At 54.9% G+C, this 20,257-nt stretch carries 17 protein-coding genes; 10 read left to right on the forward strand and 7 right to left on the reverse strand.

What is annotated here, in order from left to right:
- The first annotated feature begins 202 nt into the window (after window positions 1–202).
- From RA157_RS13325 to RA157_RS13345, 5 genes are read left to right on the forward strand one after another with little or no spacing between them, the layout of a single operon-like run.
- Entirely contained in the window at window positions 203–1,447 is a 1,245-nt protein-coding gene (locus RA157_RS13325; RefSeq protein WP_350333620.1) for a GNAT family N-acetyltransferase, read from the forward strand.
- The gene (locus RA157_RS13330; RefSeq protein ID WP_350333621.1) at window positions 1,447–2,166 is read left to right on the forward strand and encodes a DUF8692 domain-containing protein; all 720 of its coding nucleotides are present in this window, start codon (window positions 1,447–1,449) and stop codon (window positions 2,164–2,166) included. Before RA157_RS13325 ends, RA157_RS13330 begins: the two co-directional genes overlap by 1 nt.
- On the forward strand, window positions 2,163–3,410 hold the full coding sequence (locus RA157_RS13335) for an ATP-binding protein (RefSeq protein WP_350333622.1): 1,248 nt from the start codon (window positions 2,163–2,165) through the stop codon (window positions 3,408–3,410). The genes RA157_RS13330 and RA157_RS13335 overlap by 4 nt, the downstream gene beginning before the upstream one ends.
- Window positions 3,407–4,570, forward strand: a complete 1,164-nt coding sequence (locus RA157_RS13340) for a lipid II:glycine glycyltransferase FemX (protein WP_350333623.1) — start codon at window positions 3,407–3,409, stop codon at window positions 4,568–4,570. Before RA157_RS13335 ends, RA157_RS13340 begins: the two co-directional genes overlap by 4 nt.
- Window positions 4,567–5,862: a lipopolysaccharide biosynthesis protein gene (locus RA157_RS13345; RefSeq protein ID WP_350333624.1), complete on the forward strand. Its 1,296-nt coding sequence runs from the start codon at window positions 4,567–4,569 to the stop codon at window positions 5,860–5,862. The genes RA157_RS13340 and RA157_RS13345 overlap by 4 nt, the downstream gene beginning before the upstream one ends.
- Here the strand turns inward: RA157_RS13345 and RA157_RS13350 are convergent.
- The 5 genes from RA157_RS13350 to RA157_RS13370 all read right to left on the reverse strand — a co-directional run bounded on the left by RA157_RS13350 (window position 5,847) and on the right by RA157_RS13370 (window position 11,127).
- Window positions 5,847–6,890: an AbrB family transcriptional regulator gene (locus RA157_RS13350; RefSeq protein ID WP_350333625.1), complete on the reverse strand. Its 1,044-nt coding sequence runs from the start codon at window positions 6,888–6,890 to the stop codon at window positions 5,847–5,849. The two genes, RA157_RS13345 and RA157_RS13350, sit on opposite strands and share 16 nt — an antisense overlap.
- 1 nt (window position 6,891) lies before the next feature.
- A complete protein-coding gene (locus RA157_RS13355; RefSeq protein WP_350333626.1) occupies window positions 6,892–8,430 on the reverse strand; it encodes a tripartite tricarboxylate transporter permease in 1,539 nt (512 codons plus the stop codon).
- A 3-nt stretch (window positions 8,431–8,433) separates the two neighbouring features.
- A complete protein-coding gene (locus tag RA157_RS13360; protein ID WP_350333627.1) occupies window positions 8,434–8,898 on the reverse strand; it encodes a tripartite tricarboxylate transporter TctB family protein in 465 nt (154 codons plus the stop codon).
- A 125-nt stretch (window positions 8,899–9,023) separates the two neighbouring features.
- Complete coding sequence (locus RA157_RS13365) at window positions 9,024–9,998, reverse strand: tripartite tricarboxylate transporter substrate binding protein (RefSeq protein WP_350333628.1); 975 nt, start codon at window positions 9,996–9,998, stop codon at window positions 9,024–9,026.
- Window positions 9,999–10,086: 88 nt separating this feature from the next.
- The gene (locus RA157_RS13370; protein ID WP_350333629.1) at window positions 10,087–11,127 is read right to left on the reverse strand and encodes an ABC transporter substrate-binding protein; all 1,041 of its coding nucleotides are present in this window, start codon (window positions 11,125–11,127) and stop codon (window positions 10,087–10,089) included.
- Window positions 11,128–11,263: 136 nt separating this feature from the next.
- Here RA157_RS13370 and RA157_RS13375 point away from each other — a divergent pair, with 136 nt between their 5' ends.
- The 3 genes from RA157_RS13375 to RA157_RS13385 are packed head-to-tail and all read left to right on the forward strand — an operon-like array spanning window position 11,264 to window position 14,424.
- Window positions 11,264–11,944 carry a response regulator gene (locus RA157_RS13375; protein WP_350333630.1) on the forward strand — a complete coding sequence of 227 codons (681 nt, stop codon included), beginning with the start codon at window positions 11,264–11,266 and terminating at the stop codon, window positions 11,942–11,944.
- Window positions 11,941–13,377 carry a sensor histidine kinase gene (locus RA157_RS13380; RefSeq protein ID WP_350333631.1) on the forward strand — a complete coding sequence of 479 codons (1,437 nt, stop codon included), beginning with the start codon at window positions 11,941–11,943 and terminating at the stop codon, window positions 13,375–13,377. Before RA157_RS13375 ends, RA157_RS13380 begins: the two co-directional genes overlap by 4 nt.
- Window positions 13,378–13,437: 60 nt before the next feature.
- Window positions 13,438–14,424 carry an META domain-containing protein gene (locus tag RA157_RS13385; protein WP_350333632.1) on the forward strand — a complete coding sequence of 329 codons (987 nt, stop codon included), beginning with the start codon at window positions 13,438–13,440 and terminating at the stop codon, window positions 14,422–14,424.
- A gap of 26 nt (window positions 14,425–14,450) precedes the next feature.
- Here RA157_RS13385 and RA157_RS13390 read toward each other — a convergent pair whose 3' ends face one another.
- Both RA157_RS13390 and RA157_RS13395 read right to left on the reverse strand, forming a co-directional pair.
- Window positions 14,451–15,596 (reverse strand): TadE/TadG family type IV pilus assembly protein, encoded by a 1,146-nt coding sequence (locus RA157_RS13390; RefSeq protein ID WP_350333633.1) that lies wholly within the window; start codon window positions 15,594–15,596, stop codon window positions 14,451–14,453.
- A gap of 134 nt (window positions 15,597–15,730) precedes the next feature.
- Window positions 15,731–16,516: a response regulator gene (locus tag RA157_RS13395; protein ID WP_350333634.1), complete on the reverse strand. Its 786-nt coding sequence runs from the start codon at window positions 16,514–16,516 to the stop codon at window positions 15,731–15,733.
- A gap of 174 nt (window positions 16,517–16,690) precedes the next feature.
- On the opposite strand from RA157_RS13395, the gene RA157_RS13400 reads away from it, so the two are divergent.
- Window positions 16,691–18,940, forward strand: a complete 2,250-nt coding sequence (locus tag RA157_RS13400) for a hybrid sensor histidine kinase/response regulator (RefSeq protein WP_350333635.1) — start codon at window positions 16,691–16,693, stop codon at window positions 18,938–18,940.
- A 199-nt stretch (window positions 18,941–19,139) separates the two neighbouring features.
- Entirely contained in the window at window positions 19,140–20,255 is a 1,116-nt protein-coding gene (locus tag RA157_RS13405; RefSeq protein ID WP_350333636.1) for a cytochrome-c peroxidase, read from the forward strand.
- Window positions 20,256–20,257 lie beyond the last annotated feature (2 nt).

Consider the following 20,257-nt stretch of genomic DNA (forward strand, 5'->3'; position numbering starts at 1 on the left):
ACCTCTCTTTGCTGTTAACGAATGAGTATTTGAGGCCGGCTGTACTGCTTTCCTGGGTGCAACCTGGAAAATTTGATCGTTTCTGTTCTGAGCTTGTTAACCAGTTTCGTGGGTATGAGCTCCTGCCTCACCGCATTTAACTAAATTTGAATGGCTCCTGCTTATGGTGGTTGAAAGCAACAAAACCGGTCCGGTGAGAAAAATGAGCGTCGTTGAGCACGCAATAGCAGGGATGGATGGACAGGCCGCTGATGCCCGTTTGGCAGAAAGCCTGCGCCTTGGCCAGACGTGCGGATTGTCTGTTTCTCTAAGCCGGAATTTCCACGGTCTTGAAGGCCAGTGGGGGATGGTCTCCGCTGACGCTATTCACACGCCATTTCAAGAATTCGACTGGCTGGAAAACTGGCTGTCCGAGTATGACGCTTCAGAGCGACCAGAGCCAATTATTGTCATGCTGCGTGACAACGAGACGCTGGTTGGAATACTGCCACTGTGCCTCGAAAAAAAGATGGGCGCGACTGTGCTTGGCTGGATGGGCGGTGATATCAGCGATTATTGCGCTCCTATTCTTGCCCGAGACTGGCTTCAGAAACTGACAGGCGAAGATCTGGATGAACTGCTGAAGATGGTGGCGAAATCCGTTCCTGAGACAGACGCGATTGCACTTTGTTATCAGCCGGACTTCTTGTCGGGGCTCCAGAATCCTTTCGTGTCCTATGGTCAGTCCATCCGCTCTGGGGAGTCGCACTGTCTTGAGCTGAATGGACCCTGGTCAGACTATTACCCTGCGCTCCGGTCATCAAAAACGCGTCGGCGTCTGCAGCAGAAATGGAATCGTCTATCGAAGCGGGGCGTCCTGAGCTTCAGAACTGTCCGGGGCTCTGCTTCGCTCAAAGAGGCCATGGACAAAATCATTGATTGGAAAATCGAGCAGCTTGATGCACGTGGAAGCCGGAACCCGTTTCGCAGTAGTGACGGTTCAACGACGCCTCTGCGCTCGACAATCACGCGCTATGTGACCCGTCGCGGGTCTGGTCGCACGAGGCCAATTCGGATTTATGGCCTGTTCCTGGATGACGAGATGATCGCCGGTTATGTCACCTTTACAGAAGGGGGCAGAGTATCGGTCTTTATCAACGCCTATGCGGCTGATCAGCATACGGATTGCTCGCCTGGACAATTGCTGATGGTGAAAATCCTGGAACTTGCGGTGCGTGCGGGACAAAGCTCGTTTGACCTCATGCGGGGTGGTGAGCCTTACAAGATCGAGTGGTGCCGCTCCCACCATGTCCTCACGGATAATCTCAAAGCGTATTCAGCACTGGGCATCCTCTCCCTGAAGATGCACCTGGCCAAGAAGGCACTGAAAAACTACCTGCTGGCGAGGCCCGAGCTGATGAATATTCTGCAGAGCGGTAACCGCCTTGTTGGGGGGAGGGGCAACTGATGACAATTCAAAATGTCGTACCGACCTATGAAGCGGCCGCAGACAACCGCGGCAAGCTGACAATCATGCAGCGTCTTGTGGTGGCTGCACTGGCGATTGTTGCACCATCCATTCTGCTTGCCATTGTGTTCATGCAGCCCTGGGCAGAGCCAAAATGGATGTTCCTTGATACGCTGACGGCTGCCGAGCTGTCTGGTGATTGCTGCCATGTCTACTACGGGTTTCTCTCCAATATCGGCATTCTGCTCTGGGCTGGAACGGCAGCGGTCTGCCTGGTCGCCATGCTGATTTTCTTCCGTGTCGATGCACCAACGGATCTGAAGCGCTTTGCGATGACAGCCTGCTTCCTGACCGGCTGGCTCGCCCTTGATGACATGTTCCTGCTGCATGAATTGGTTTTGCCTTCGCTTGGTATTCCGCAGCTGGCCGTGATCGCTATCTATGGCGTGCTCAGCCTGTCCTATGTGGGGATGAACTGGCGGTTCATCCTTGGACAGGAGTACTGGATTCTGGGAGTAGGTTTTGCGACTCTCGGCTTGTCTGTGGCTGTTGATACGATCATGCATAGCCTGTTGCCTCACCTTGTCTATCTGGAAGACAGCGCGAAACTCATAGGGATCTGCTGCTGGGCCGGGTTCCATCTGGTGACTATCTACGCAAACAGTGCCGAGCTGATCGAAACCAGACAGTCGCATGATGCGTCAGGGAGGCACGCATGATCAGCCACCAGACAATCCTGCTTCTTGGCAACTACCGGCCAACCCTGACACTTGCGCGCACGTTTGGCGCGGCTGGTCACAGAGTGATCGTGGGTATGGAAGGCTGTGACGGTGGTGCTGAATTCTCCCGGTTTACCAACGAGAGTTGGAATCATCCTCTGATCGGTGAAGACGAAGGTGCGTTTCTGGATGCGCTGGAGAACTATGTCAGAGAACAGCGCGTCACGCTGCTGTTTCCCGTCTCCGAGGAGTTTGTGACACTCTTCGTCCGCCATCGGAAGCGGGTCGAACGTCTTGTTCCCATTGCCATGGTTGACCCGGATCTGGTGCGGTCCTGCCTCGACAAGATAAGCATGATGGAGCGGGTGACCCGCCTTGGTATTCCTTGTGCGCCGTTTGCGATGGTCAGGACGCCAAGACAATTGCGCGAACAGGCACAGTCAATCGGGTTTCCGCTTGTGGTCCGCTCCGAACGCTCCACCTGCCGTCTTGATGGCAAGAAGGCGCTGACGATCGAGAGCGAACAGGAGCTGGCATGGCTGCTTGATATCTGGCCTATGGAAGAGACCGGGCTGATTATTCAGCGGCAATTTGCCGGACGCCGCTACAATGTCTATTTCGCCGCTCACAACGGCAAGCTTATCCGCCATGTTCAGGCGTCCATTCTCCGCACAGACAATCCCGATGGCTCCGGCCTCGCTGTTGAAGGTCTGACGATTGAACCAATCAGCGGTCTTCAGGATTATACGGAATGGCTGGCGGCTGACATGAACTACACAGGTATCGGCTGTGCCCAATACCTGCTGAATGAAGAGACTGGTGCTGTCAGCTTTCTCGAAGTGAATGCCCGTATCCCTGGTAATCTCAATGTCCCGGAAGCAGCAGGTCTCGGGCTGAGTCCGATCCTTATGCAGCTGGCATTGGGTGAGGAGCCGGATCAAACGTTTGTTCAGGGCAAGAGCGGGCTGCGTTACGTGTGGGTCTCAGGCGAGATGATGGCAGCGATTGTCAACTATCTTCGGAATGAAATCTCCTTTGTAGAAATGTTGCGTCGAGGCCTTCGTGCTGTACGCAGTGGTATCGGCGCTGATCTGCATATGGTTTTTGCCCTGCATGATCCGGTGCCGGGATATCTTGCCATGGCTCGGTTGCTGCCGTCATGGTCCGGATTTGTCCGGCGCGTAAAAACAAAACTGGGCCTGCCTTCCGATGCCGACTCCAGCCAGGTGGAATTTCGATCATGATTCATGCAACAGTTGCCGAAGTTGAAGATGAGGTCCTGGGATCTGCCAAAGGTGAGCTTGCACCCGCAGAGACTGTTCGGCTGGAGCATCTGAGTGCTACGGACTGGGACGATCTTGTCGGCGAGTTCGACGATATCTTCCATGAGCAGATTGCCATGTTCAATCTGCTGCGCTGGGGTGAGAAACGCTGCGAGTTTATCCAGGTTCGGCGGAATGAGCAGATTATCGGCGGGGCCTGCATTATTGTTTTGACCGTACCGATGCTCAATGCAGGTCTTGCGATTCTGAAATGGGGCCCGGTCTGGCGTCGTCAGGGTGAGGAGGCTGATCCCAAAAACCTTGAGCTGATCCTTCAGGCTGTGAAGCAGGAATATGCGGTTGAGCGTAAACTCTATCTGACTGTCATGCCGCGGGCCGACGCGGATTATCAGGAAATTACGCCGAAGACACTCAATATGCTGGGCTTCCGAAGAGGCAAGAAACTGCCAGCTCCCGCGCGTTATCTGGTAAAAACCGGCCAGACGGATGACGAGCTTCGCAAATCTCTGTCCCAGAAATGGCGTTACAATCTCAAGAAGGCTGAGAAAAACAACTTTTCGCACAAAATCCTACCATCCAGCGAGGGTATCGAGCCCTTTATGGAGCTGTATGAGATCATGTTGGAGCGCAAAGGCTTCAGCGATCACTCGGCCATCTACACTCTGAGGGATTATGTGGCCAAGGCTCCGGCTCATCTGCAGCCAAAATTTGTCTTTACCTATTACGAAGGCGAAGCCTGCGCTGCCGGTGTTATTGATGTGAGTGGCGAATGCGCAATTTACCTTTATGGCGCCACCAATGATCGGGCTCTTGGCCTGAGAGCCGGTTACGCCATGCATTGGGAAGTGGTGAAGATGCTGTGCGCTGATCCCAAGTCCAAATGGTATGATCTGGGTGGCAACGATCTCGACAACGGGCTTCACCAGTTCAAGAGTGGCTTTGTTGGCAAAACCGGTGTTCAGTGTGACTGTCCGGAAAGCTATCACTATGGCAAAGCGCCTTTGTCCTGCCTCATCGGCAAAAGCGTCTTTGCCGCACGGGAAGCGAAACACGCCCTGTCCCAGCTTCAGAACCGGATTCCCCAACTCAAAAGCAGGCTCGGGAGCCTGATAAAGCGGTGACCGAAAGGCGGCGGCTGACCGGTCTTGCCGGACGTTTCCTGTCTCTGTCTGGCGGCCGTGTTATCGGCGCAGGTGCTGTTTTCCTGGCTAATCTGCTGATTGCCCGGACCTGGTCAGATGAAACACTGGGTATGTTCTCCGTACTTATGGCAATCAGCGCCATTCTTATCCAGATCTGTAGCGGCGGTTATCACAGCATTGCCACAGTCTATACCGCCCGCTATCGAGCCAATAAGCAATGGGGTTTGCTGAACGGCTTTATCCGTCAGGCGAGCAAGGTTCGTCTGATTGGAACAGTGCTGGCGGCCTTTATCAGCCTTGTCTATCTGCTTTGGGGCATGAATGCTGAGCTGACACCGACGATCCTGTCTGCGTTGATGATTGCCGCGTCTGTTTATATCGGAACCACGCTCTATTTCTGTTCTGGCGTTCTGGTGGGATATGAACAGCAGGAACGTGCGCTTCTGCCCGAGACAATCATCAGACCCTTGTTCTTTCTGGTCAGCCTTGGTGCTTTTGCAGCACTCGGTCTGGCTCTGTCTGCCAGCCTGATCTTTCTGCTCTTTACAGCTATCAATGGTCTGGCTTGTCTGACGATCTGGCATTTCTTCACGCGTGCCCGTCCTGAAACACGGGATGATACATCGGATAAGGATCAGAAATCCCGTTGGAACAAGGCGGCCACGCCCTGGATTATCACCAGCCTGGTTTGGGATTTCTTTGTTGAGCTTCACATTCTGGCGGCCGGCATGATTGTCGCTCCGGCACAGATCGCAATCCTGCATGTGTGCTTCCGCTTCCGGATTCTGGCGGGCTTCGGTATGCGGACGATCTATATGCTGATGTTGCCGGATGTTTATGCGGCACATGCCCGCAAAGAGCCGGTCGGTCATAAGATCCGTCGCATGTGTCTGGTTGGGACGGCCTATGCCCTCTGTGTCATGGCGGGTTTCTACGTTCTGGGCGAGCGGATGCTGTCTCTGTTCGGTCCCCAGTTTGCTCAGGCGCTCGATATTCTGCTGATCATGTCCGGGGCTATTCTGGTGCGAGGCCTTCTTGGTCCGGTTCCCGCGCTTTTGTCCATGTATGACCAGCATCTGCCGCAGTCCATCGTCATGTCGGCCTGTCTTGTTGCATCTCTCACGGCGATCCCGTTTGCCTATGATGCGATGGGTATCGCAGGCATCGCCTGGTGCTATGTCATTTCAAATGCGGTGGGAACGGCAATCCTGTGGCTCTGGCTCACCTGCGTGGTGATGCGGCGGCCGGTAGATGGTCAGGAACCTGCCTGATCAAGATGACGATCGGTCATTCTCAGCACGAACGGGATGAGAAAGCTTAGGAAGATCAGTCTTGAGACGTGATGCGCGGCAATAAAGGCCGGATTAGCGCCCAGCAGAACACCCATGGCGGCCATGGCTTCAAGCCCTCCCGGAGCGACAGCCACCAGTATCTGGGGCAAAGACATGCCGAGAAACCAGGACAGAAGCGCAGCAACACCCACTGAAACAAGCATTGAGACCAGCGTAATGTAACCGGCACCGGCCAGAGCAGCCCTGAGGCGCGGCCAGCTTACATTGCTGAACCGGGTTCCGATAATGGTACCCATGACGGCAAAAGCCGGAAAGGCCAGCCAGTCCGGTACGGCTCCGTGAGAGAACTCTGTTGCATGCGCGATTGCGGAGACAAAAAGCCCTCCTAGCAGGAGAGCTGCGGGTACATTCAGGCGCAAAAAAGTGAAGCCGATCAGAAGAGCAACGCCAGTCAATGGCAGCAATCCCCAAATGTCCATTGTGATCGCGGCTGGTGATCCGGTGTCCAGCGTTGAGCCGGACAGTGCAACCACCAGAAAAGGAACCACCAGAGTGAGAAACAGCACTCGGCAGCTCTGCATAATGCTGAGGGCAGTCAGGTCCGCTTTGACGTCAGTGCTGAGACTGAGAACAAAGCTGAGATGACCAGGTGTTGAAGAGAGCAGGGCTGTTCTGAGATCGTAGCCGAACAGGCGATTGAGGCCGATTGTACCAAACGCCATGATGAGGATGAGGCCCGCAAACAGCAGAAGAATACTGCCGGGCCAGCGCTGGGCTGTCTCAATGGCCTCAGGTGTGACACCGGCCCCCATGGTAAGGCCGATGATCAGGAAGCAGATATGTCTGAGGGGAACAGGGACTGCAGTTTTCAGCCCCAGAAGAGCGGCAAGCGTCACAAGAAGGGCAGGTCCGGTCAGCCAGGGAGCCGGAAAAGCAAGTGCCCAGGCTGCAAGGGCACCCACCATTCCGGTCAGAAGTGTCAGTCCGACTGCCCGGGCCCGCTCCAACTTAATCCCCTTCCAATTCCGGTTCTGATTTCGCCTGCCGCCAAGCCGCGATGCGGGCCGAGACGAACGGAGCAATCAGGCAAAGTCCGGCAATGACAAGAATGCTCAATGTCAAAGGACGCTCCCAAAGGAAGGACCAGCTGTCGTTGTTGATCAGCAAAGCCCGCCGCAGGTTCTCTTCCATCATGCCGCCGAGGATGAAGCCCAGAATCATCGGAGCCATCGGGAAGTCCAGGATCCGCAGAATAATCGCCGCAATCGCGAAGACAACCATCAGCTGGATGTCGAACGTGTTGAAGCTGACGAAATAGACGCCAATCAGCGAGAAGAACAGGATCAGCGGCAGAAGGAACCGGGATGGAATGGCCAGAATCCGCGCAATATAGGGAATGAGCGGCAGATTGAGGATCAGCAGAATGATATTGCCGATCCACATGGACACAATAACCGACCAGAACACATCAGGCTGATCGATATAGAGCCGCGGGCCCGGCTGAATACCATAACCGATCAGAGCACCCAGCATGATGGCAGTGGTGCCTGAGCCGGGAATGCCAAGGGTCAGCAGTGGCACAAAAGAGCCGGTGGCTGCTGCGTTGTTGGCGGTTTCAGGTGCGGAAAGACCGCGCACTGACCCTTTACCAAATTCCTTGCCTTTTTTCGGACCTGCCAGACGTTGCTCGGTTCCGTAAGCCAGGAAGCTGGCAATGGTGGCGCCTGCACCCGGGAGAACGCCAATCAGGAAACCGAGAAGGGATGACCGGCCAATGACAGGAGCCATTTCCTTCACTTCTTCCTTGCTGACGGCCATAGATCCCAGATTGGCCGAGGCTTCCTTTTCCTTCAGGCGATCAGCATCTCCTTTGGGTTTCAGAACAGCCATCAGGGCCTCAGACAGGGCAAAGGTGGCCATGACCAGAAGCAGGAAGGAAATTCCATCAATAAGGTCAATCATGCCAAGGGTGAAACGGGGAACCCCCTGGGTCTGGTCGGTGCCGACCGTTGACAGCATCAGCCCGACCACGGTCATCAGCAATGCCTTGGCCATATCCCCCTTGCCGGCAAAGGCGGCAACGGCCACAAGGCCCAGAACCATAAGGGCAAAGTAATCGGTTGACTGGAAGCTCAGGGATACGCTGGCAAGAAACGGAGCTGCGATCAGCAGGAACAGCGCTGCGATGACACCGCCTGAGAAGGATGAATAGGCTGCGATGGCCAGAGCCTTCCCCGCCATGCCCTTCTTGGCCATGGGGTAGCCGTCAAAGGATGTCGCTACCGTACTGGCCACACCCGGCGCATTGATCAGGATGGACGACGTGGAGCCACCAAAAATCGCACCATAATAAACCGCAGCCATGAGAATGATCCCTGCTGACGGTTCAAGGCTGGCTGCAATCGGAATCATCAGTGCGATCGCAGACATCGGGCCAAGCCCGGGGAGCATGCCGATAAAGGTGCCGACAAGACAACCGAGCATCACAAACAGCAGGTTTTGAAAGGTGAGGGCCGTTGAAAGGCCAATGAGAATACCGTCCAGCATGGCTTATCCTTTCTTCGTCAGGAAGGAGGGAAGCGGCTCGATGAACACATCAAGACCCTGTGTCATCAGCACCCAGAACGCCACAACCAGTGGCACGGCCACCATCAGCAGGACCGGAATCTTGCGCTCGCCGAGAAGGCGGAAGCCGATCATGAGAAACAGTGAGGTGGAGATAATAAAGCCAAGCGGTCGGATGGTCAGCCCGTAGGCAGACATCAGCACCAGGAAGACAATGACCTTCGGCCAGTCATAGCCTCGCATGTCGAGGCCCTCGGATGAACCTGGGAAGACAATGACGATCAGCGACAGACCAATACCCAGCACTGCCAGAACTTCCGGCATGGTTCGGGCATGAAACGCCACATTGGCCTGGAATGGCAGTAGGCGGATATCCTGGCTGAGATAGCCATAAGTCAGGCAGAACAACAGCAACAGGACGCCGCCAATCCGGTCTTTCGACAGCAGCATGATGGTGACTCCGGGAGATCGATTTGTTTGGAGAAACGGCCAAGGCTTGTACAAGCCTTGGCCGTCCGTTGGTCTCAACAGTGGTGCGCCCTCTTAGTGCTCAGTGTGGGGCGCTTAGTTGTTGATCAAAGGAAGCCAAGTTCCTTCATCAGGCCACCAATCTGGGCTTCCTGGGCTTCCAGGAATGTGGTGAAGTCATCACCTTTGTTGAAGATATCAACCCAGCCGTTGCGATCGCGAACTGTTGCCCATTCCGGGGTGGAGTACATCGCTTCCAGAGCTTTTTGATATCCCGCAGCCTGCTCGTCAGAAAGGCCAGGTGCTGCAAAGAAACCACGCCAGTTGACGAATTCCGCGCCTGTTGCACCAGCTTCACTGCAGGTTGGCGTATCTTTTGAAACTTCGAGCCGGGCCTTTGAGGTAACGCAGAGAATATTCACTTCACCCTGACGAGCAAGCTCAATTGCCTCGCCGAAACCGGTGGACAGTGCCTTGATCTCGCCGGAGAGAAGACCTGCCATGGCTTTGCCGCCAGCATCATAGGGGATGTACTTGACCTTGGTTGGATCTGTTCCGGCTGATTTCATCACGAGAGCGGTGACCAGATGGTCCATGCCGCCTGCAACAGACCCACCGCCGATAGCAACATTGGTCGGGTCCGCCTTGTAAGTATCGACAAGCTGCTGAAGGCTGGTAATGGATGAGCCCTTGTTGACCACGATGGCCGCATAATCACCAATCGTACCGGCAATCGGTGTCAGGTCGCGGAAGGACTGCGGAAAGACTTTCTGCAGGGAGCGGATAACGATCGGCGTTGAGTTCACCATCAACGTGCCGGAATCCTTGGTTTCGATCAGATGGGCAATGGCCTTGCCGCCGCCGCCGCCGGACATGTTTTCATATGTGGCATTAGCCACGATGCCGGATTTTGTCAGCGCTTCGCCTGTGCCACGCGCAGTGCCGTCCCAACCGCCACCAGCGCCACCTGGGATCAGGAAGTGAACCTTGTCGAGGGCCTTTTCAGAGCCAGCATAGGCACCGGACGTGGCCATGACAGCAAAAGAAGCCGCGACCGCAGCCGCTTTCAGAAGTTTGAGCATGATATCCTCCCAACATGCATCTCATCAGATGTGATATTCGGAGAAAATCATATGAAACTGTTATGAACCTGACGGTCTGTCAGGTTTATCACCTTTGCTGCAGGGTCTTGTTCCATTTGTTGATAAACCGTGCCCGTTTGACCTGATCCAGATAGACGAGAAGCCCGGGGCTGACGGAAATCGGTCGCAGTTGAAAGCCCGATTCCTGTTTGAGCGTTGCTGCCGTGTTCGGGCCGGTGACCAATGGATGGAGAGAGGGAATCTTGGCCTGACGTGCCATGACACTCTGTCCTTCAAAGGACATCAGGTAATCCATGAAGAGACGGCCAAGTGCCGGGTTGGATGCGGCATTGGGTACAAGGGCAATGCGTGACATGACAATGGTGTAATCTGTGGGGAAGACTATGCCGAGCGTCGGGTTGTTCTGGGCCCATGCTGCCGCATAGGAGCCGAGAATGTTATATCCAATGGCAAACCGCCCGTCTGCCACGCGTTCCAGAATGGCTGATGAACTTGAATAGAGTTTTACTCCGGCCTGACCCATGGCCTTGACCAGCCCCCAAAGATCACGATTGTGTTCCGCATCACGGGCCAGGAACAGGAAGCCAACCCCGGCCCGCTCGATATCGTAGGTGGCAACCCGACCGTAAAGAGCATCGCTGCGACGTTCCAGCAATCCGGTCAGAGCAGCTCGGGTGCGGGGGATATCCGCCTCACTCAGGCTTGGTTTATGATAGATAAGAACCGATGGTTCATAGGTCAGTGCAATAGCTGTGTCACGCCAGTTCGCCCATTTGGGCCATTGCCCGCCATTCGCGAGCTTTAGTTTCTGGGCGTAGCCGTCATTGGCCAGTTTCATCTGCAGATCCATGGCCGAAGAGATGACAATGTCAGCTGTTACCGAGCCCTCATCACTCTCTTCAAGAACCCGTTCGTAGATCTCAAGACTCTGCAGTTCATGATAGTGAACGCTGATACCGCGGTTCCTTGTCTGGAAGTCCCGGATCAGCGGTTCAGCAGCCTCAAGGTCTAGCGAAGAATAGATGTTCAGCCGCCGCTCCCCCGTGTTTCCGGCCTGAGCAGACGGGAAAATCGTCTGGGCCGTACCCGGAAGAATACTGAGAGTCAAAAGAATAAATGCCCCTGAAAGAGTAGAAAAAACAGAGTGATAACAGCATTTAAACACAGGCGTTTCCTCGTTTGGAGGCGGAAGGGCGGTTCACATTGCCGGATTATGGCAGTACCAATACCGACGGGAGGACAGAATGCGAATTCTTCTTGTGGAAGACAATTCAAAACTCGCGGCGGGCATTTGTGATGTTTTGCAGGGCGGTGGGTTTCAGGTGGATGTGGTGGAAAATGGCCTTGATGCAGATGCGGCTATTGCCACCACCACCTTTGATCTGATTGTGCTTGATCTGACCCTGCCGGATCTGGATGGCCTTGAAGTGTTGACCAATCTCAGAAACCGGGGTGTTGCGGTTCCTGTGCTGATCGTCACGGCCAGGGGGGATCTGGATGACCGTATTCGCGGGCTGGATCTGGGGGCTGATGACTATCTGACCAAGCCTTTCGACGTGGCAGAACTTGAGGCTCGGGTACGAGCGCTGATCAGACGAAGCTCCGGGCGGGCGCAATCCACCATTCGTGTGGCACAACTGACGCTGGACCTGAGCAGTAATGCGTTGAGCTCGGAGACCGGGTTGATTGAAATTCCGCCGCGCGAACTGGCGGTTCTGCGCCTGATGCTGCTGTCGAAAAGCGATGTGGTGCCAAAATCAAAACTGATGGAATCTCTTTCCACGTTTGACAGTGATCCGAGCGAAAATGCCATTGAGCAGATTATCAGCCGTTTGCGCAAACGGCTGGCACCGCACGGTATCAGCATCAAGACAGCACGCGGGATTGGCTATTTCATTCTGGTTGATGAGGAGCAGGAGGCGTGATCCCAAGACGCTCTTCTCCCAAACAGGTCACATCCAGGCGATTCTCTGTCAGGCGTTATTCTCTCCGGCGCAGATTGCTGGTCTTCCTTCTCGTTCCCCTGTCGGCAATTGGCGTTCTGGCCATCTACGGGGCCTATCAATCCGCCATTGATACGGCGAATGAAGTGTTTGATCGGGTGCTGTCCGGCTCTGCCCTGGCCATTGCTGAGCGGGTGTTTGTCAACGACGATGCAGCCCTTGATGTCGATATCCCGTATGTCGCGCTGGAAATGCTCACATCCTCGGCCCAGGATCGGGTGTTCTACAGGGTGGAGACTGCGGATGGTGCGCTTGTGACAGGCTATGAAGGCCTTGGAGAGGTCCTGTCAGGCGTAACAACCGATGACCGGTTCTCCTATGCGGACTCAGTCTATCGCGGGGCTCCCATCCGGCTTGCTGTGTATCACAGCGCCAGCTCTACCGGAGAACGTTCGATTTCCTATCGGGTGATGGTGGCTGAAACCACCAATGCCCGCACAGCTCTTGCCCAACAGCTGATCCTGAGGGCTGCTCTCAGACAATTGATGCTGATTGGCGCTGCTGCCGTTCTGGTCTGGGTCGCTGTGACGCGCTCATTGAGACCGCTCAAGCGTCTGGAAGAAGCCATTGATCGCAGAAGCCCGGATGACCTGCGGCCCATTGAACATGACGTGCCGGAGGAAGTCGGTGGGCTGGTGGACCGGATCAATGATTTCATGGCCCGGCTTGATCAGGCGCTGAATGCCCTGAGGCACTTCACCGGTAATGTCAGTCACCAGTTGCGGACGCCGATGACCATCCTCAGAACCCAGATAGCGCTGGCCTCGCGGTCCTCTGATCCCGAGCAGATCCGTGCGGTTCTGAAAGATGGTGATGAAGCGATTTCCGATGCTGAGCGGACATTGAACCAGCTTCTCCTGATGGCACGGGTGGATGAATGGTCTTCCACTGCGTTACTGAGTGAAACCGTCAATCTCAATCAGCTTGTTCGCGAGGTCGGTGCAGCACATGCAGTAGCCTGCGCACGGGCCGGGTTCGATCTGGAATTCCAGGGCGAGCAGGATGTCATGTGCTCTGGAGATGCTGTTCTTCTTCAGGAGCTTGTCGGTAATCTGATCGACAATGCGGTCAAACATGCAAAGGGTGGCTCACGGATCATTCTTGCTGTTGATCGAACGGATGATGAAGCCCGTATCCGGGTTGAGGACAACGGGGCGGGAATCCCGGAAGACAGGCGCGAGGCCGTTCTGTCACGGTTTCAGACGACCGGGCGCAACGGTTCTGGGCAGCATGGTCTCGGTTTGCCGATAGCAGTTGAGATTACGCGTCTATTTGGTGGTAAATTGTGTCTGTTCGAGACCACACCGGACGGAGGACTCAGCGTTCATATCCAGCTTCCCGCACAGACTTGCTAGCAAGCGGATCCGCATCGTGATTCTGCCTTATTTTAGGGTCAGATGCACAAGGAACGTATTTTGATTGGTAGAATGCTCATGGTGTTCAGAACTGCTTTTGCCCGCTTTGCGCGGCTTCTTGTTGCCCTCCTGGCGTTGAGTACAGGTGTGCAATCTATCGATCAGGCCGTTGCCCAAGACAAAGCGACAGACCGAAACAGCGGATCGGTGGTTTTGTCAGGAACACACTGGATTTTTCAGGCGATTGATCTGGGGGAAGTCTGGTGGGGACCTGCAAGAGGGACGGAAGTCTTCCTGAGATTCTCGGACAAACGCGTGACCGGCTCTTCAGGGTGTAATCGATTTTTCGGAGAGTATACGCAATCGGGAAAAGAGCTTGCACTGTCGGAGCTGGGCAAGACGCGCATTGCATGTGACCCGGAAATCATGAAACAGGAGAGCGCCTTTCTTGACCTTCTGAGCGGTGTCACAGAAGTCACGTTTGACGGACAATTGGCGACGTTCAGCAATCCGGACAAGGGCCACCTCGTGCTGCGCCGCAAGATTATTGGTGAGCCGAAGACACAGCACCAGAGCGATAGCCGGTATGACCGGTGCAAACAGGCTGGTGGTGCCCTGGTTGGTGCTCAGAACAGCCAGTGCGTCAGTCATGGCGAGGTAGCCTTTTCCGATGGCCGCACGCCAATCAGCCTTGATCAGTGCACCGGCTATTTCGATGGCTGTAACACCTGTCAGGTCGAGAATGGGGTTCTGAAAGGCTGTACGCGCAAAGCCTGTTCAGCAGAGCACAGCGCACCCCTATGCCTTGTCGGTGATGAAACTCTGCTTGATGGGGTTGGGCGGATTGTCGAACGGCGCGGCCGGTCCATCGAAATCGTCTTTGATGACATCGTCGAACGGTTCACCCTGAAAAAGGGGTTGAAGACAACAGGGCTTGAAAAAGGCGATGAGGTCTTCATCCGTTACCTGACGTCAGCCGCCAGACAGAGGCCGAAGATCATTGAAATCAGGCGCTGGAAGATGCCGGAAAATGGCACCGAACAATGACCCCGGCATTCTCCCCCTTTGCTAATCTAGTTCGTCAGCTGCGGAGGAGGAAGCTTTCGGTAAATGGCATCTGCAAGTTTGGATGTAAGGTTTCTGTTCCCATCTGTTACAGAACCGCCATGCTGGAACTGACTCCATTTCGTAACCGTTCGCCAGCCGTTGGCCTGTTTCGGACCGAATAAAACAGCAGTTTTTGTATCCTGTGGGATGGTGGCATTGCTATTCCACAAGGCGCGAAGACCTCTGTAGTCTCTCGGCATGCCAGTCGGGTATTTATGACCTCCGCGCAGAATGTTCAGTCGGTTGCCCGGGGAATCTGCCGGTGCATCTGTCCAGATTGCAATAAGAGGATAAACCAGTTCATCGCTGTTGCTGGGTTGCGTCCATTTGGATGTCATCGCTTCATAAAAACATTCGAGGCCAGATTCGGACCGGTCTCCACCGCCAATAGCGCGCTGTTTGGAGACGAAGGAGAAGAAGCGGCTTCTATCTGCCGGCAGCTTGTAAAATGGACCTGGTTGTAAAGCTACATACCCCAGTCGATCATATAGGGATCCCGGTCCTTCGGTATCAAAGTCTCTGTAATAGATTGGCCTGACGTTAATCTGATCCACATGGCGATTTCTGTCAGCAAGGGCCTGCCTGAGGTTCTGATCAAGTGCCAGCGCATTTTTCTTAACTGCGTTGAGCGTATTGGTCATGCTGCCAGTCGCGTCAATGCACATGGCAATGTCTACGATGATGGTTCGACCACTACCCAATCCCGTAGCGGTAACTGGAACATCGATATAGTCTTTCCCAAGCATGCCCATAAGGGTGAGTGGAACCCTGACAACAGCATCAACCGTTACCTGGTTCGTGTTCTGATCAATCGTCGACTTGAATTCGACAACTTGATATCGTCGCTGATCGTTGTAATTGGCTTCAAAGTACCGTTTTACAATGGCCTCTATCTGCGCTTTCGATGCGTCAGTTCCAATTTGAACCGATCCTGCAAGAACAGCACTGTCGATGGATTCCTGAACCTCTGCCCTGGAGTTCATCGTTCTCGTGTAATCGATTGCCGCGCCAATTGCTATGAGCAGCATACCTGCAATGGGAGCGAACATGATGACGACAGCGGCCTGAGAGTCCTGGGCGAAGCGTTTTGCAAAGGTGATAAAGCGTCTCATAATTTTGAATAATAGTATTCAAATCTTAAAATGTTTTTGCGGTTGAGACGGATTCGCTCCAAGAAATTCATAGAAATGCAGGCGGACTACCAGAGACTGGCTGAAAGCCGCGGTATGGAAATCGACGAAATGTCCTATGCACAGGCGGCAGCGCTTGTCGGGCTGACATGTGTCGGGGTATTGGTCGTGCCTGTTGAGCATTTTGATACATTGGAAATGAAGCAATATCCAATACCATGTATCGTCTTGATATAAATGGGTTCTGCAGGGTCCGGCTCGATTTTCTTGCGCAACCGCATGATATGAACATCGACGGTGCGGTCGCCCACATAGCACTCTCGGCCACGGGCTATATCGAGAAGCTGGTTACGGGAAAGAACCGCGTGAGGGTGCCGGACGAGCGCGTGCAGCAGTTCAAACTCTGTTGTGGTCAGCGGCATGTCTTCATTGTCTGCAACCGCGCGCAGGGTCCGGTCCTGAAGATTCATCTCCCAGTCACCGAACTGGAGCAGCGTCGCGTCTGTCTCAATCTGGCGAACGGCCAGTGCTTCCACCTTGCAGCGTCTGAGAATGGTCTTGATCCGGGCCAGAAGCTCTCGGGCCTCGAACGGTTTCACCACATAGTCATCGGCGCCGAATTCCAGTCCGATGACCCGGTCAAACGGATCGTCACGGCCGCTCAGAACAATAATCGGCAGGTTGGAATTGACGCGGAGATCCCGGGTGATTTCAAACCCGTCACGGTCCGGCAGATTGATGTCGAGAATGCAGAGATCAATTGCCTCGTTTTTCAGAATGCTATCCATCTCGGCACCGGTTGCGGCACACGAAACCTGATAGTGCTGTTTTTCAAGATAACGCTTTAGAAAGTCTGTGATTTGCGGGTCGTCATCAACAACGAGAATATGGTCGGCAGACATTGGGGCTCTCCTCACAATCCCGGAAACCACGTGGGGCCAGTGATGGTATCTCGGGAATGTTCAGACCCTAAACCCACGAGAAAATACGGACATTGACCTGAATCAACAGCAGACCAATCCAAGTCTGGCAGTATGCGGTTTTATACGGATAGCGCGGACAGGTGGAGTGGCGGCGTGACAACAACTGAGAGCGAGAGTGAAGCGGCGCGGTGGAGCACGCATATCCGGCCTATCGGTTTTCTTGTGGCAGTCCTGCTTTTGGCCATCGTGGCGGCTTCGGTCTTCCTGGGCAGTGAAACAAGCCGCCGTTTCAATGACATGAAAACCAGCTGGATAGGCTATGCGGATGAAGCCGGACGCAAAAGCGTCTGGATCAGCGATATCCGAGGCCATTTCGGTTATGGCGGCATGATCCACAATTTCAAGAACTATGTTCTGAGACAGGATCCGGCCTATCGCTCCACCATGAAGCGGGATTTCGCCAATCTCTACAGGACGATTGATGCATATGCGAGTAGCAACCCGACCGAGCGCGAGCGGGTGGCACTCTTTGCCATTCGTGACGTGGCCCGGGTTTACGAACGTCAGATCGACCGGATCGACAGCGGTATCAGTCGACAACTGGATGCAGAAGCCATTGATGCCCATGTCCGGGTTGATGACACAGAAGCGCTTGCGGCGCTGAAAGAGCTGGAACTGATCTGGCAGGAACAGAACGCTTCCCATGTTTCGCGAGTGGTGGGGGCAATCTCCGAAGGCGAACAGCTCACAGGCTGGGTCATCCTCGTGGTGACAGGAATGGCGGCTCTGGTGCTGATCATCTTCGGTCTTCTGCATCAACTTGTCCGGCATTCGCTGGATGCGACCCATCAATTGTTCCGGGAATTGTTTGAACGCAAGCGGGCCCAGGACGCCGAGAAAAAACTGGCCCGCGCCGTAGAGCAAAGCCCGAGCACGATCATCATTACAGATGTGAACGGGCGGATTGAGTTTGTGAACCGGAAGTTCGCCGAGCTGACGGGCTTTGGACCTCAAGAGGCAATTGGCAAGAGGCCGAATCTGCTCAAATCCGGTCACACCACGAATGAGGCCTATCGGCAGATGTGGGAGATGTTGAAGGCGGGCCGGGAATGGCGCGGTATCTTCAAGAACAGAAAGCGTGATGGTAGCCATTACTGGGCCTCCACCGCCATTCTGCCGCTGCTGGATGATGAAGGCGCAATCACCAATTTCATCGGTATCGGTGAGGATATCACTGAGAAAAAGATGGTGAAGGAACAGATAGCCCGTGCCCAGAAGATGGAAGCCGTGGGAGTGCTTGCAGGTGGCGTCGCCCATGATTTCAACAATGTGTTGATGGCAATCACCGGTAATGTGCAGCTGGCCCGCATGGGCGTTGAAGATGGAGACAGCCCGGCTGAAATCGACGAATCCCTCGGCCATATTGATCTCGCGGCTCGCCGGGCCCAGGGGCTGGTGCGGCAATTGCTGGCGTTTGCCCGCCGACAGCCCACACGGTCGCGCCCCATTGATCTGCATGATCATCTGGAAGCCACCATCAAGCTGCTGCGGGCGGCCATCCCCACAAACATTGCACTGTCCGTGGCAGGAAGCGCACCAGGGCTTGTCGTGGAAGCTGATCCAACCGTGATGGACCAGATCATCATGAATCTCTGTCGCAATGCGGCCGAGGCGTTTGGTGGCAAAGCGGGCAATATCCGGCTCAGCCTTTCTGTTGCCGAGGCCGGGTCTAAAGAGGCTTCCGAGCTTCTGCCGAGCTGTGAAGGAAATGTGGTCAGGCTCATCGTGGCCGATGATGGCCCCGGCATGCCTGAGCCGGTCCGTCAGCGGGTGTTTGATCCGTTCTATTCCACCAAGCCAATTGGCAAGGGCACGGGGCTTGGGCTTGCGGTTGTCAAAAATGCGATGGATGACCTTGGCGGTGCCATCGCGCTTGAAACCGAGCCGGGTGAGGGCACGCGCTTTACGCTGGCTTTCCCGCTCATCCATGGTGAAGTCCCGGAAAGAATGGCCCCTGCAGAGCTGCCTCGCGGTCATGAGGCGATCCTGCTTGTTGATGATGAAGAAGATGTTCTCTTCACCCTGCGGCGCATGCTGACCCGGCTTGGATACCGCATAGATGCATACTCCGATCCGCTTCTGGCCCGCCAGGCTTTCGAGGCTGATCCAGGACGGTTCGACATCCTTGTTACAGACATGATGATGCCGAATATGAATGGAACAGAGCTGATCGAAGTTCTGCGTCAGATCAGGCCGGACCTGCCGGTGCTGCTGTGCAGTGCCTACCACACTGAGCAGGGTGACATGGAGAGCGAACGAATCTGGCGGGTTGAGAAACCGGTCGATATGGCCGGGCTGTCAGAGGTGCTCCGCCAGATGATCACGTCCGGGAACACTCGATAGGAGAAGGGGGGCTGACTTTCCCTTATCGCGGGAGTTCAGCCGTTGTTTGTTACAAGTTTTAACAACTCGACATAATTCGTTACACAAACCGTTCGATCTCGAAAATTCCTCGTTACAGCGGCTTTCTAGGTTCCTCTTGTGGCTGATTTGCCGGGTGGTGTGTCACCCGGCGCCGGTCTGATCCAAGAGGATGTTTTCAATGACACCAAGAAAAACTGGACGGATCAGTCTTCTTGCAGCGGTCTCCGCAGCGGCTCTCATGGGCATGGCTGTCGTTTCCACTGCGCAGGCAGATGATCCGGGCCCGATCTCCCCGCTGGAGGTCGATGCCAAAAAAGCGGAATTGGGAAAACGACTGTTCTTCGATCCACGCCTGTCCGGCGACGGAGAACTGTCCTGCTCAAGTTGTCACCAGCCGGAAAAAGGCTTTACCGACGGTCAGGCATTGTCTGACGCCTATGCCGGTTCGCTCGGCTTCCGTAACGTGCCAACCCTGATCAACACCGCGATGCGTGAAGCCTGGTTCCATGACGGACGTTTGGGCACCAACCTGAACGACGTGACGCGTGAATCGATCACCGAGACCTACAACATGAACATGGACATGCGTCTGATGCAGGAGCGTCTGAAGCAGGATCCGGTTTATGTGAAGATGTTCAAGGAAGCCGGTTACGGCGAGCCGTCCAACGGTTCTGTCCGCAAGGCCATTCCGGAATATCTGAAAACGCTGACGTCTCGTGGCGCACCGTTCGACAAGGGCGAAATGTCCGAAGCGGCACAGGCCGGGTATGAGCTCTTCAAGGGCAAGGCCGGCTGTGTCCAGTGTCACTCCGGCAACCGTTTCACCGACGATCAGCCGCATAATATAGGCACCCCGGAAAATCCTGAAATCTTCAAGGACCCACTGCGGCACATCACATATGTGACCTTCACCAAGTTCCTTGGTGTTGAGAACTACATGAACCTGCGCCGTGACGTTGGTGCCTATGTGCGTGCGCATCCGTCCGACAGATCCACGGTCGGAAGCTTCATGACGCCAACTCTGCGCGAGCTGAAGCAGACAGGTCCGTACATGCACAACGGCATGTTCAACACCCTGTTCGAGGTTGTGGCCTTCTACAATCAGGGCGGTGGTGAAGACCCGAACAAGGATCCTCTGATCCAGCCGCTGGGCCTGACATTCGAGGAAGAGAAAAATCTCGTCGCATTCCTTGAAGCTCTGTCCGGTGATGTGCTGACCGGTCCGGAATTCGTCCCTGACGAAATCGACACCGACTATCAGCCGATCGCCAACTGGCGCAAAACCCCGAACTAGGA

Source organism: Coralliovum pocilloporae (genome assembly GCF_030845175.1).
Lineage (GTDB): Bacteria > Pseudomonadota > Alphaproteobacteria > Rhizobiales > Cohaesibacteraceae > Coralliovum > Coralliovum pocilloporae.